13 protein-coding genes, 1 tRNA gene and 1 pseudogene are annotated in these 12192 nt (G+C 54.2%); 4 read left to right on the top strand and 11 right to left on the bottom strand.

Translation table 11 applies throughout. The features are described from left to right. Positions 1 to 71: 71 nt before the first annotated feature. The 3 genes and pseudogenes from ACZ1HE_RS04605 to ACZ1HE_RS04595 all read left to right on the top strand — a co-directional run bounded on the left by ACZ1HE_RS04605 (position 72) and on the right by ACZ1HE_RS04595 (position 1475). Positions 72 to 988, top strand: a pseudogene (locus ACZ1HE_RS04605) (LysR family transcriptional regulator). 82 nt (positions 989 to 1070) lie between these two features. After that, positions 1071 to 1160 (top strand) — tRNA-Ser (locus ACZ1HE_RS04600). An 84-nt stretch (positions 1161 to 1244) separates the two neighbouring features. Further along, positions 1245 to 1475 carry an integrase arm-type DNA-binding domain-containing protein gene (locus ACZ1HE_RS04595; protein WP_472619755.1) on the top strand — a complete coding sequence of 77 codons (231 nt, stop codon included), beginning with the start codon at positions 1245 to 1247 and terminating at the stop codon, positions 1473 to 1475. A 347-nt stretch (positions 1476 to 1822) separates the two neighbouring features. Here the strand turns inward: ACZ1HE_RS04595 and ACZ1HE_RS04590 are convergent, their stop codons facing one another. Together ACZ1HE_RS04590 and ACZ1HE_RS04585 are read right to left on the bottom strand one after the other, a co-directional pair. Continuing rightward, positions 1823 to 2032, bottom strand: a complete 210-nt coding sequence (locus ACZ1HE_RS04590) for a hypothetical protein (RefSeq protein WP_472619754.1) — start codon at positions 2030 to 2032, stop codon at positions 1823 to 1825. Positions 2033 to 2286: 254 nt separating this feature from the next. Then, on the bottom strand, positions 2287 to 3576 hold the full coding sequence (locus ACZ1HE_RS04585) for an AI-2E family transporter (protein ID WP_472619753.1): 1290 nt from the start codon (positions 3574 to 3576) through the stop codon (positions 2287 to 2289). Between the two features lie 322 nt (positions 3577 to 3898). Between ACZ1HE_RS04585 and ACZ1HE_RS04580 the strand changes: the two genes are divergently transcribed. Beyond that, positions 3899 to 4138 (top strand): hypothetical protein, encoded by a 240-nt coding sequence (locus tag ACZ1HE_RS04580; protein WP_472619752.1) that lies wholly within the window; start codon positions 3899 to 3901, stop codon positions 4136 to 4138. A gap of 15 nt (positions 4139 to 4153) precedes the next feature. On the opposite strand, the gene ACZ1HE_RS04575 is transcribed toward ACZ1HE_RS04580, so the two are convergent. From ACZ1HE_RS04575 to ACZ1HE_RS04535, 9 genes are all read right to left on the bottom strand, one after another. Continuing rightward, positions 4154 to 5305 (bottom strand): mechanosensitive ion channel family protein, encoded by a 1152-nt coding sequence (locus ACZ1HE_RS04575; protein WP_472619751.1) that lies wholly within the window; start codon positions 5303 to 5305, stop codon positions 4154 to 4156. 126 nt (positions 5306 to 5431) lie between these two features. Next, on the bottom strand, positions 5432 to 5896 hold the full coding sequence (locus ACZ1HE_RS04570) for a hypothetical protein (RefSeq protein WP_472619750.1): 465 nt from the start codon (positions 5894 to 5896) through the stop codon (positions 5432 to 5434). 10 nt (positions 5897 to 5906) lie between these two features. Beyond that, the gene (locus ACZ1HE_RS04565) at positions 5907 to 6236 is read right to left on the bottom strand and encodes a hypothetical protein (RefSeq protein WP_472619749.1); all 330 of its coding nucleotides are present in this window, start codon (positions 6234 to 6236) and stop codon (positions 5907 to 5909) included. A gap of 42 nt (positions 6237 to 6278) precedes the next feature. Then, positions 6279 to 7073: a hypothetical protein gene (locus tag ACZ1HE_RS04560; protein WP_472619748.1), complete on the bottom strand. Its 795-nt coding sequence runs from the start codon at positions 7071 to 7073 to the stop codon at positions 6279 to 6281. Between the two features lie 53 nt (positions 7074 to 7126). Continuing rightward, a complete protein-coding gene (locus tag ACZ1HE_RS04555; protein WP_472619747.1) occupies positions 7127 to 8830 on the bottom strand; it encodes an alkaline phosphatase family protein in 1704 nt (567 codons plus the stop codon). A 60-nt stretch (positions 8831 to 8890) separates the two neighbouring features. Next, positions 8891 to 9457 carry an HdeD family acid-resistance protein gene (locus tag ACZ1HE_RS04550; protein WP_472619746.1) on the bottom strand — a complete coding sequence of 189 codons (567 nt, stop codon included), beginning with the start codon at positions 9455 to 9457 and terminating at the stop codon, positions 8891 to 8893. A 91-nt stretch (positions 9458 to 9548) separates the two neighbouring features. Continuing rightward, a complete protein-coding gene (locus ACZ1HE_RS04545; protein ID WP_472619745.1) occupies positions 9549 to 9950 on the bottom strand; it encodes a PRC-barrel domain-containing protein in 402 nt (133 codons plus the stop codon). Between the two features lie 84 nt (positions 9951 to 10034). Continuing rightward, the gene (locus ACZ1HE_RS04540; RefSeq protein ID WP_472619744.1) at positions 10035 to 10544 is read right to left on the bottom strand and encodes a DUF1269 domain-containing protein; all 510 of its coding nucleotides are present in this window, start codon (positions 10542 to 10544) and stop codon (positions 10035 to 10037) included. Positions 10545 to 10635: 91 nt separating this feature from the next. Further along, a complete protein-coding gene (locus ACZ1HE_RS04535; protein ID WP_472624357.1) occupies positions 10636 to 12132 on the bottom strand; it encodes an arylsulfatase in 1497 nt (498 codons plus the stop codon). Positions 12133 to 12192 lie beyond the last annotated feature (60 nt).

The raw sequence follows: 12192 nt of genomic DNA, 5'->3' as shown, positions 1-12192 counted from the left end.
GTGAATTCTGGGCAAGCAAGGCCATCATTTCCAATACTATTTTCTATCCAACCCATAAGTTGAAATGATATATGTCGATCATGAATGCTTCTTTTCGCCAGTATCAGGCCTTTCACGCCGTCATCGAAACCGGCACCGTCACTGGGGCTGCTGCCCAATTAGGCATCTCACAGCCCGGTATCTCGAACCTGTTGAACCAGCTCGAGCGGGCTACGCGGCTCAAGCTGTTTGAACGCAACCGGGGTCGCCTTGTGCCAACACCCGAAGCCGCCTTGTTGTTTGATGAGATTGACACGTTGGTGCGCGGTCTGGATCACGTGAACCAAGCGGTGATCGACCTGCAGAACCAGCAGGCCGGGCAACTGCAAATCGCCACCAACCATTCGTTGGCCTTTGGCTTCATGCCGTCGCAGTTCCGTAAATTTGCCGAAACCCGCCCCAACCTGACCATTTCATTCCAATCGCAGTTTTCGACCCGCGTGCAGGAATGGGTTATGGCAGGCCTGTTCGAAATCGGGATCTGCGAGCTTCCCCTGCGCCACGACGGGCTTGAGGCGCGAAACTACTACTTTGAAACGCTCTGCGCCGTACCCGAGGACAGCCCCTGGCCCAGCATGAAGTGCTGACGCCTGCGATCATGGACGACTACCCCTTCATCGTCATCGGGTCCGAACACATGGTGAACCGCCGTGTCCGCGAAGCGTTTCAGTCCCACAACGCCAAATGGCGCATCACCTGCCATACGGACCTTTTTCGCAATGCACTGAACCTTGTGAAACACGGCTTTGGAGCCACCCTTATCGATCCCTTCACCCTGTCAAGCGACGATGGTCAAGGTTATGTTCTGCGGCGGTTTGAACCGAGCATCCTATTGGATATCGTGATCACCACCGCCCGCGACCGCCCGCTTTCCGCAATTGGAAGTCAATTCCTGGACCAAGTGTCCGAGCAAATGAAACGGATGGCTGTCAGACCAAATCGCAACTGATCAGCCAAGGGCCTGCAACGAGTTTGCAAATCGATCAATTTCACTCTTGTCCTTCGTTTCGGAACACCATAAACGGGTCGACGGAGACGTGGCCGAGTGGTCGAAGGCGCTCCCCTGCTAAGGGAGTAGGCCCGGAAGGGTCTCGAGGGTTCGAATCCCTTCGTCTCCGCCACTACCAAACTTCAATCAAAGTCATACCCCCCGAAAATATGCTAAATTGTGAGCACATGTGGCTCATACGGGCCTAGGTGAGTTCATGAAGGCCCATCCCTTAGGTGCGCTTTTGGGTGGGCCGGGCGGGCGAACCGGTGGTCGCGGTGCTGTCTCTTTGGCTGAAGCGCGCCGGAAGGCAGCGGATGCACGAGCAAAAGTATCTGTCGGTATAGATCCAATTTCCAGCCGGTCAAAACCAGAACGGCAGCGGATCACTTTCGAGGTGGCGGTTGAGCGTCGTCAAAGTTGCGGATCTTTATTTGAGCTTTCGTGAGTGGTGTGCTGCTGAAGACGTTTCTGAAAGCCGTATTCCTGCGCGTAACAGTTTTGGACGCAGGCTGCGACAGGTCGAGCCGCGCCTCATTCCCGGCCCCAATAGTGCCGACGCGCGGTTCGAGAATGCCCTGCTAAGGAAGGTTTGATCGAAAATGTCACAACGCGCATCGAGACCAACCGGCCAGTTGTTGCGGGCGGACAAGCAAAAAACCTCCCAACTTCCCCACCGAGCGTTTTGTTGGGAGGTTGGGAGGTTTTGTGCCTCGACCGTCGGCTTATGTTCCGTTAATCACATCGAAGATGTTGCTTAATTTCACCGCCCGACGTTCACTGCGGCGCCGCGGTTCAACCCGGCGCATGCCTCCGTGTTTCGTCCAACGCCTGACGCATTGCGGCCAAACCAGCCCGCTCGATATACTGGTCCATCGGTTCGAGCTCGTCCCAAGTGCGGGATGCGGCAGCAGGCCAGAATTCCGGATGACTGTGCCGCATCTGGATAAGACGGGATACAACGAGAGGTCGCGTGTTGAAGCCCAGATCGGTAGATGGAAACAAGTTATTTGCAACCGCCTGCAAGCACGTGATTTCGACAGCCAGATTGCCGAAGCACAAATTGCATCAAAGGCGCTCAACCGCATGAAATCTCTCGGTCGTACGAAGAAAAAACACATCTTCTAGAGTTAAGGGGTTTAGGACAATCTCGCATCGCTTATGATCCGTGCAACACGGCCGGGTATGGGCAGTTTTGCCCCAAATCTGATCCATGAAACACGATCGAATGGGTATTGAGGTAACAACACCGTATGGTGTCAACTCGGATCACCTTCCTTCAATTCACGTTTGAGAGCTTCGACCTGAGCCTCGAGGTCATCTTTCGAAGCGGTGACAAAACCGGTCTTATGAATTGAGCGATTTGGTTCGCCGTGCCCGGGCGGCTGAGGTGAAACGGGCTCGGCAGCCTGTGCAGAGGCGTCATGCGCACCTGAAGCGCCGACCAGCTCCAGAAAGGTTTTCGAAACGGCCTGCCAGGACGTGACAAAAACACCTGCAATCACCGGACCAAAAACTAGCCCGGATGCACCAAAGACAGCTAAGCCGCCCAAAGTGCTGACAAAAATCATCAGGTCGGACATCTGAGCATCCCGCCCTACAAGCGTGGGGCGCAGGACGTTGTCGATGGTGCCGACGACAAGAAACGCCCAGGCAGCCAAGCTAAGGCCCCAAGTTACCGACCCTTCCAAAAACAGGTAAATGGCACCACCAACAACCACGCCAGTGGCTCCCAGCCCCGGGATCGCTGCGGCGATTGCCATCACTATGCTCCAGAACGCCGCGCCTTCGATGCCTGCCATCCAGAAACCGAACCCACCCAGCGCGCCCTGGATCACACCGATTAGCAAGGTTCCCTTGATCGTCGCACGACTCACCGAAACGATCCTGTCATGCAACTTGTCTTGAAGATCGACCGACAGCCCGGAATTAGCCAGGATCGGCCGGAACGCCGATGTCTCTAGCGGCAGGAAAAAGAAAAGTGCATAAATGAAAGTGAACAGGCCCAGAAAGAAATTTGCAGTTCCGTTGGTCAGCCCCGACAGGGATGAAGCCAGAAACGAGGCAACGGATCCCAGCAGTTCATTCACTTTTTCAATGATCTGGGGACCTGCACCAGCCAAGTCTTCGCGGAAAGGTACCCAACGAGGGTACTCGAACGTCCCTCCCTTGATCGATTCAACATTATCCGACAGCGAGTCCAGTAGCTCACCGGCCTCTTCAATCAGTCCGGTGGCCTGTGACGCAGCAAGATAGGAAATGCCGATAAGTGGTGCTACCACAAGGAAAAGTCCAACTAGAACCGTAATCGTGCTGGCCACTCCGCTCCGCTGGCCGACCCGAGACAGAATGGCGCGATAAAACGGTTGAACAAGGATCGCGCAAATCGCCGCCAGCGCTAGGGCGGCCAAAAAGGGACGCGCAATTTCGATAAACGCAACACTGAACAGAACCGTCACCGCCGCCAGCGGCAGCATGGTCAGTGGCATCCTTGAACCAGAAGATGGCACATTCGTTTCTTCAGCCTTGGTAGAAACGTTCTGTTCCATCTTTTCCGCCCTCCACTTGGCAACAAAACCATAGCATATCAACGTGCTATGGCCATCTCTCAATATGAGCCAAATAGTGCTCGACCGGATGGCATTGCACCTTGCGAATTCCGGAATGCCGGTTTCTTTCCCATCGACGGCCGCACTGCAGTATCCAAACAACTCAAGATGGAACCGGATTTGCGCTTCAAGAAGAACGGAGCTTCGAAATTAGGATCTAGAGCATAATTTGTTTTTTATTTGTAATTACTTAATCTGAAAAAGCATTGCATTCTTGCCCGCTTACCCTACACTACTTTTTGCAGAAATAGACGAGGACAAAATGGCCAAAATCACAAAGATGTTGCAAGATTTGCAGCAGCGCCGAGATGACCTGAAACTGCAGCTTCATCTGGCTTCAAAGGAAGCAGAAGATGAATGGGAGGAATTGATGGGTGAGTGGGACAAGTTTTTGTCACACTCGCAATTCGAAAAGACGGCCGAGGAAGTTGGCGAAGCCGCCCGAGAACTCGGTTTGAAGATGAAAAGCACCTACGATCGCATGAAGAAGCAGTTGGACTGACAGTCTCCGACTCGCTCATTCGGCCAAATCTGATCTTGGCGACCTACTGGACGGTTCACCTTGAAAATTGAGTGTCTGCGTCGGAAAGGCAAGCTCGGTTCCCGAGCTTTTGACCGCATGCAGAATGGCCAGTGTCACTTTTTCTTTCGTCTGCAGATACGCTTCGTAATCCGCGCTTTTGGTCCAGACATACATCAGGATATTGACGGAACTCGGTCCAATTTCGTTGATGTAGATGTATTGCGCGGCTTCCGCATCCAGATGAAAATCTCCACTGGTCAGATGATGCAGCCGCAATGCATCGCGAACCGCTTCGATTTGCTCGCGGGTTGACGATAACACCAGCGGAACCACGACCTCGATCCGGCGATGTTTGCGTGCCGAATAATTCAGCACGACGGAATTCGACAGATCGGAATTGGGGATATAGCGAGGGATCTGATCGAACCCTACAATCAGGGTTGACCGCAAATCTATTCGCTGGACGGTTCCGACAAACTGCCCCTCGACCTGGATCGCATCACCACTTTTGAACCGGTTCTCGCTCATGTTGGTCATTCCGGCGACCAGGTTGCGGATCAGGTCCTGAGTGGCAATTGCCACGCCAGCGCCCAAAACGCCAACTCCGGTCAGGGCACCGCTTATGTCCACTTCCCAGACCTTCAGCAGCGAGGTCAGCCCGAACAACAGAATTGCGAATTGACTGACCCGCTGGATCCAACTTGTCTCGCTTGTCGCGGGTTCAATCTTGTCCGTAACCAGAATCGAGACAAACGGGCCACTTAGTTGATACCAGGTTGCGAAAACTGCGATGAGCGCAACAGATCCGAGCAGTTGGTTCAACACCCCAACCAATATATGAGGAGGTTTGACAATACTTAGTGTTAGAAAGACGGCAAAAGTGACGGCCAGAACCTGCACCGCGATCTTGAGTTGGGAAGTAACCTCGTCCGTCAAGTAGACCGAGAACCGTTTCAGCAACAATTCGAAGCCTGCGACTATCCAGTCAGAGAGTTTCTTGCGAAGCAGACAGATAACAACAAGAGCAGCAAGAGAAACCGCCATTGAACCAGGATCGATACTCGCCAACCACCCATTCATGGTGGCCCCGAAATTCTGAATGATGCTCGGCCAGTTGGCTGTGTCAAATTCCAATGGTTGGTTCATTTCTTTCAGTGGTGGTCACGTAAAACCTAGCTTAGCTAGAAGGATTGCCGACCGGAACACCATGCACGACCCGCAGACGCCCGGTCAATGTTACGAGGGGCCCGCAGATCAAACACTGTTACTAACCTATTTTTTCTTGGCTGACTTTAGCAAAGCCTCTGCCACAGGCCCCACCAATCCCGGCACTACAGTTCCAAGCGGGTTTTTAACCATTTGCCGGATATCGGTGGCGACGTCCTTCGCCTCGGTCATCACCAGGGTGATTTCGGCCTCAAGATCCTCAATGGCCATGTCACGGACTTCGGTCGCACTTTGTACATCCGCATCCGCGCTCATTCGGCTTGCTGCAAAGGCCAGTAAAGCAGCAAGAATGAAATTCGCGATCGACACGATCAGGGCGGACGCTTGTGAAGAAAGCGGTGCGCTAAGCGCAAAATACGCTGCCATATTGATCATGATCAGCCCGATGCCGGCCACCAGTGCCGCAGCGGCCATCAGCCCGGTCTGGTTACGTAGAACCATCATGTGCCGTTGCGCGATAAGGCGCTCCGCCCGCAGCGCGATCGAGATATTTCTGCTTACTCGGTTCATTTTGTTTTTCCTAATGCTTGCTGCTACGGCCAGCGAGAAAGCCAAGCAGGAAGGCCCCGAACACAGTTACAATCGGGTTCTTTGAAGGAAGGTCCTTTAGCTCTTCCAAGAAACGTGCCCAAATGTCCTGCAGTTCGTCTGCGTCTAGGCCGTATTGTTCTAGAACTTGTTCTATATCTTTCAGTCGGGGTTCAACGTCCTCATCAGTTTCCGAACTTCCACTGGTTTGCGGTTCTGCTGCATCGTTTTCGACCGGCTGTTTCGTGATTTCCCCAGCAGCCACTGAACGCTCTATCTCAAGATCGGGCACGTCTGTTGTTATCTTTTGCTTGTCGATCATCGTCTTGAAACCTTTTCGGCCGACCGGTGCTACACTTCAGTGTCACTGGAATTGCATGTTCAGCGCCATGTACACCTGCCATTTTGGAAGACCCGTTCCCCTGTCGGAAACTGAGTATTGTGGTTCGACAAAAAAGTTGAACACCGTGTTCCCGCGCTTGGTCACCTTGCCCAGTCGAATTCCAAGTGGGACCGAGTAATTGTCGTTGGCAAAATTGTAAGACCAGATCGGTGCGCCGCCGGTATAGTATCCGTTGCCCAACTGGTAGAAAATAAACGGTTGAAACGCTCCAAGGTTGGCCCGGGAACGGTTGTTTGTGTCGCCCACCCCTGTGCGCCATGTCAGAAGGTAACCGTATTGAAGCACTGAGGATTTGGCATTGAAGTAAACATTGGCCAAGCCCAATTGCCACTGATCTGCGCCCAGCCTACTGTCGGTGGCGGTCGGAGCAACAACTTGTGGTCCGATGGCAAAGCTAACCGCCGGGTTTCCGGTGTCGAACTGGTAGGCCGCGAAAATGTCAAAATCTCCAATTCCATTGATCTTCTGTCCCCTCGCGCCCATGGGCAAAGAGTTGAACGGCAGGGATGCCCGGATCAGCCAGTTGGTACCGCCGATAGAAACTGGTTGGGCATACCGCAGCACGAACTGGTTCCCGGTCAAATTTCCGGGGCCGGTGAATTCACCGATATAGTAGTTCTGAATGTTGAATGCCTTGATTTTGGCCAGCGGATTGTTTGCCTGCGCGGCATCAGAACCCACGTCTGGCTGTGCATGGGCCTGCGTGTTGAACAGCCACAAGAGCGCCGCACAAGTCAGGATCAAAATCGTTGGCATGTTCATTTTGTTCTCCAAATTGAAATCCCGTAATCATCAGCAGGTAATTTTGATCATTGTCGCATCGCTTCGGGCAAAGGTACGCCTGTTGCCCCAGAGGGAGGCTTGGTTCCCAAATAGGCTGCCACCGTCGGTGCGAGATCCACAGTTTCGACCCGGCGCACGACCGTCCGTGGCTTGATCCCAGGGCCAGAGAATATTAGCGGGACGTGGGTGTCATATGTCCAGGGCGACCCATGCGCCGAGGCAACCGTCAACCCGTCGAAGTCGGCGACAAACCAATGTGGTTCGAACACGACATAGATGTCACCTGACCGTTCGGAATGAAAGTTCGCCAGGACCGCATCAGTGATCTTCCCGCGAGGAACGGATCCGGTGCGCAACGCGGAACTGCCCACGGCATAAGCAATTCCCGGCAATTTGCGAAGTTCATCCGCCACAGCATTCTCGACCTCCACCGGGTCCAGCCCCTTCGCCGCGATCAGGTCCTGGTTGAGGTAAAGATACGGATTTGAGAAATTCTGGATCAGGTCGCGAGAGGCTCCGAAATCCAGTTGCAGGCGCACGAAGCCCGGTTCGGTATCGACGCGCTGAAAATCGAACAATCCCGCCTCGATACCGAGGGTCGCCAGATACCCCGGATGCTCGGGCGCACCGTGATCTGCCGACAGGACAATCAACGTATGCTCAAGCCCCACGGTGGCCTCAACATGGGCCAGAAGATCGGCAATGCTCCGGTCGAGCCGGGCGAAATTGTCCTCGGCCTCAAGGCTGGAGGGGCCGAAAATATGCCCGACATAGTCGGTCGAGGACAGGCTGACCGACAGATAATCGGTCACCTCGTCCGCCCCTACCTGTTCGGCGTCCATCATTGCCTTTGCGAAATCAATGGTGATTTCGTCGCCTGCCGGGCTGAGGGTCAGGAAGGTAGTGAAGTACTTATTGTCCGGCGGCCCCCAGTTATGCGGGAACGTGCGGCCAAAACCGGGCAACGCGGTTTCCCAAGGCTGATCGTCACGGTCAGCAAAGGCGTAGGACACCGCGTCGTGCGTCAGAATCCAGTCCTGATTTGCGTAGGATGCGACCCTGCCCCGCGCCTCCCAGTCCCCGACCCAGTCCGGGTAGTCACTACGATAGAAGGTGCTGGTGACAAACCGGCCCTCGGCTTTGGAGAACCAATAGGCCTGACCGGCGTGCCCGGCCATGGCAATGGCACCGCGATCCTTGACCGATACACCAAAGATTTTCGAGGTTGGCCCGAAATGAAGGGCGATTTCGTCGGCCAAGGTCGAGCTGATGATGTTGCGCGGCGACCGCCCGTCGGTTGTGGCAGCGCGCTGGGTCGGGTCGATTTCGGTCGCGGCATCGATCCCGGCCGCGCCTACGAGCGGGAAATCTGGATCCTGCACATTATAGAAGGGGGTGTCGGTCTTGCGGTCAAACCACAGGTTGGCAACCATGCCGTGAATAGCCGGGTCGGTGCCGGTGGATAATGTCGTGTGGCCGACAATGGTTTCGGTGTTGGCGTGCCGGTGATGGGCGTTGGCAAAACTGACCCCGTTTTGCAGCAAATACCTGAGACCGCCCTCGCCCAAATGCGCACTGTAACGGTCAATCAGATCGCCGCGCAACTGATCCACCGTGATCTGAAGGACCAATCGAGGTTCTTCCGCGCCATTCGCCACTGGTGCGGATGAGGCAACGAAACCAAGCGTCATTGCGACCACTACAACAGATCTTGAAAAGGCGTCGATCATGTTTCCCCCTGACCTGAAAAGGATCGTGCGATTACACGTGAAATAGTGAACAATGGCATGCTAGGCCGACTGTCCGATCGCAACCGACACATTGTTCTTCAGGCCGTAGGAATACCGGATATACCCGGCGCCTTCTCCGATCAGTGAGACACCAACCAGGGCACCAAGCAGCACCACGCTTGCTTCGGGATAAACAGTCATCAAATAGAGCGAGACCAGAACCGATATCGAGCCACCGAAAACAACCCACCCAGAACCAGGCTCGGGGCGTGCCATCACACCTACTGCGATCCGTATCAAACCGTTTACAAAAACAGCGACGATCATGACCAAGGTTAACGTCATCAGGCCCTCAATCGGACGAAACAAAAGCATCAACCCGGCAAACGCGTTGAACAGCCCAAGAACTAAGTAGGTAATCCGGGCATCCCAGCCATCCTTGGCTGTGAAAACCTGAACGAGCATCACGATACCTACAACGGCAAAGAATGCGCCCACGATCAATTCGACAGCCAAAGACACGATGAACGGCGCAAAGATCGCACAGGCTCCTCCGACCATCATCAAGATTCCCGCAGCCAGAAACCAACTCCAGCTTTTCTGAAGATCGTATGTAGAATTCGCCATTTCCAAGTCTCTTTCTTTGGAGGACCGCATTTCCAGATCTGTTCATGTGCGATTCCACGGCGAAAATCGCGCATCGCAATCGCCAAGTTCATTAGTTTCTTGCGTAGCGAAACCGCGGCAATTTTTTCAGGTTATCCTTGGTTGCATTCGGCAGCAGCAAGTCACCCTCGGGGTTGATCTCGAACGCAGCAGCAGGCAAGGCAATCAGCTTTTCGCCGATATTGACGAACCCCGCGACGTTGACGATCACAAAGGTTGTATCACCATCCGGCAGGACAATTGCATCATGGACATAACCGACAAAATCTCCGTCAGAATTAAGAACATTCCCACGCAAGAGGTCGACCACGCTCCAACCGTTCGCAACCACGGTAATGTCCAAATTGTTGTATTCAACGACAACGCCGCCAGCTACGTGCTGGGCGGAGGTCGGCCCCGAATTTCCAAGCACGAATGCGGTCAAGAACGCGGCGGATGAAAGAAATTTCTTCATCGAAGCACTTCCTGTCTCAAGGATTCAAAGAACAGTATCCCGGCATCCAACTGCAGTGGGTGCCGGGATGCTAAAGGCGCAAAATCAGCTTGCAGACAGGGCAGCACGCAGCTCTTTTTCATCGCTGACGGACAGCGAAGTTTCGATGACCTCGCCTTTCATGCCTTCCAATTCACCGAGCAGTTTGGTTGGCCGGTTTGTCCAGCCGATCATTGCGAGAGCCGAGCTATTGGGTGTCAGCTTTGCGCCAAGCCGTGCCGCTAGCGCGTCTTCTTCATCAGCTTGATCCAGTGCACCGGCCAGTGTCCCCATTCCGGACCCGGCAGCAGCGCCGATTAAAAGCCCTGCTGCGGGGTTGCCTGCCAGCGCGCCGATCATAAAACCGGTCAATGAGCCGAGCGATGCTCCGCCAATCATTCCAGTCGCGGCTAAGGTATCCGAGTTCTTGATGCGAATTTCGCCATCGTCACCCCGGGTGACAACGATAAAGTCATTGATATCAGCCTCCCAATTGGCATCCATCTTAGCGACACGAAGTAACGCCTCATCAGCGGTGTGGCGGCCCTCGAACAACACAATTACTAGATTGGACATTGGAGATCTCCTAAAATTGATTCAGATGGTTTGAATTAGGGGCCGTGATCACTGAAATCGCGGCCCCAAATTTTGAAGTAAACGGCTTGGACTACTTGCTACCGTTGTTCGCAGTCATCATCTCCATGACCTGATCGATCGAGAAGCTCGCCGGTTTCTGACGCGGAGGGAATTCCTGGAAGGTAGCTAGGAATTGGCCGACGTATTTCTGCGCAGGAACCAGGAAATAAATCCGGTCGATCATCCAGTCGTAGTAGGTGTTGGATGTCAGATGCGCCTGTTCATATGGGTCGCGCCGCAGGTTGGTGATCAAGGGAACGCGCAGTGCGGTCCAGGGTTCGATCCATGCCCGCAATGTCGAAACTGCCTTCTGCTCAAGGAAAATCAGCTTCCAGTCGTCATAGCGAAGCGCCGTCAGTTCACCGGTATCTGCGAAGTAGAAGATTTCGTGGCGGGGGCCTTCTTTGGTATCACCCAACAAGACCGGCAGGAAATTGTAACCATCCAGATGCACCTTGTATTCACGACCAATGGCCTGAACACCGCCAGATTTCAACTCTTCCTTGATGTTGTCATTGCCAGCAGCCGCCAGGAAAGTCGGCAGCCAATCCATATGGTGCATGATCTCGTTCGAAACACTGTCAGGCTCGATCTTGCCAGGCCAACGCACCAGCGAAGGCACACGCCATCCACCTTCCCAGTTGGTGTTCTTTTCACTGTAGAACGGGTTCGAACCTGCATCAGGCCAGGTGTTTTTATGTGGCCCATTGTCTGTCGAGTAGTGAACGATGGTGTTGTCGGCGATGCCCAACTCGTCCAGCACGTCCAGAAGCTGGCCGACGTGCATGTCATGTTCGACCATGCCGTCGCCATATTCATCCTGGCCGGAGATACCGGTGAGTGAATCCTTCACGTGTGTGCGGAAATGCATGCGCGTGCCGTTCCACCAGACGTAGAAAGGCTTGCCCTGCTCATGAGAACGTTTGATGAAGTCAATCGCCGCTGCGATTGTTTCTTCGTCAACGGTTTCCATCCGTTTCTTGGTCAGCGGACCAGTGTCTTCAACACTACCATCAGCCGATGATTTGATCACACCGCGCGGGCCAAAAGCTTCGCGGAATGTCTGCCCGTCTGCCAAAACGGCATCGCCCGGATAGTCGCGGTTTTCCGGCTCTTCTTCCGCGTTCAGGTGATACAGGTTACCGAAAAACTCATCGAAACCGTGGTTCGTTGGCAGCATCCGGTCCTGGTCGCCCAAGTGGTTCTTGCCGAACTGCCCGGTAACATATCCTTCGGCTTTCAGAAGGCCCGCAATCGTTGGATCTTCCTCTTGCATGCCAAGATCAGCACCGGGAAGACCTACTTTAGACAGGCCCGTCCGATAGACGGATTGCCCCATAATGTAAGACGATCGTCCGGCAGTACACGACTGTTCCCCATAGTAGTCAGTGAACATCATGCCTTCGTTTGCAACCCGGTCGATGTTGGGCGTTTCATACCCCATTAGACCCCGTGTGTAGGCCGAGATGTTGGATTGGCCGATGTCATCACCCCAAATCACCAGGATATTCGGCTTGTCCTGCGCCATCACCGCGCCCGCTGCAAAAACCACGAAAGCTGACAAAGCCCCCGCTGCTGCAGTCTTTGT

It is taken from the genome of Falsiruegeria sp. JB4-1 (genome assembly GCF_055693495.1).
Note: the sequence above shows the minus strand (reverse complement) of the source record. Positions and strands in the feature narration are given on the sequence as shown.

What these genes read in the sequence shown, in the direction of transcription:
- ACZ1HE_RS04575 (WP_472619751.1), bottom strand. Translation starts at nt 5,305, where the DNA reads ATGAACCAACCATTGGAATTTGACACAGCCAACTGGCCGAGCATCATT.
- ACZ1HE_RS04540 (WP_472619744.1), bottom strand. Translation starts at nt 10,544, where the DNA reads ATGTCCAATCTAGTAATTGTGTTGTTCGAGGGCCGCCACACCGCTGAT.
- ACZ1HE_RS04545 (WP_472619745.1), bottom strand. Translation starts at nt 9,950, where the DNA reads ATGAAGAAATTTCTTTCATCCGCCGCGTTCTTGACCGCATTCGTGCTT.
- ACZ1HE_RS04535 (WP_472624357.1), bottom strand. Translation starts at nt 12,132, where the DNA reads ATGGCGCAGGACAAGCCGAATATCCTGGTGATTTGGGGTGATGACATC.
- ACZ1HE_RS04580 (WP_472619752.1), top strand. Translation starts at nt 3,899, where the DNA reads ATGGCCAAAATCACAAAGATGTTGCAAGATTTGCAGCAGCGCCGAGAT.
- ACZ1HE_RS04570 (WP_472619750.1), bottom strand. Translation starts at nt 5,896, where the DNA reads ATGAACCGAGTAAGCAGAAATATCTCGATCGCGCTGCGGGCGGAGCGC.
- ACZ1HE_RS04565 (WP_472619749.1), bottom strand. Translation starts at nt 6,236, where the DNA reads ATGATCGACAAGCAAAAGATAACAACAGACGTGCCCGATCTTGAGATA.
- ACZ1HE_RS04585 (WP_472619753.1), bottom strand. Translation starts at nt 3,576, where the DNA reads ATGGAACAGAACGTTTCTACCAAGGCTGAAGAAACGAATGTGCCATCT.
- ACZ1HE_RS04550 (WP_472619746.1), bottom strand. Translation starts at nt 9,457, where the DNA reads ATGGCGAATTCTACATACGATCTTCAGAAAAGCTGGAGTTGGTTTCTG.
- ACZ1HE_RS04595 (WP_472619755.1), top strand. Translation starts at nt 1,245, where the DNA reads ATGAAGGCCCATCCCTTAGGTGCGCTTTTGGGTGGGCCGGGCGGGCGA.
- ACZ1HE_RS04555 (WP_472619747.1), bottom strand. Translation starts at nt 8,830, where the DNA reads ATGATCGACGCCTTTTCAAGATCTGTTGTAGTGGTCGCAATGACGCTT.
- ACZ1HE_RS04560 (WP_472619748.1), bottom strand. Translation starts at nt 7,073, where the DNA reads ATGCCAACGATTTTGATCCTGACTTGTGCGGCGCTCTTGTGGCTGTTC.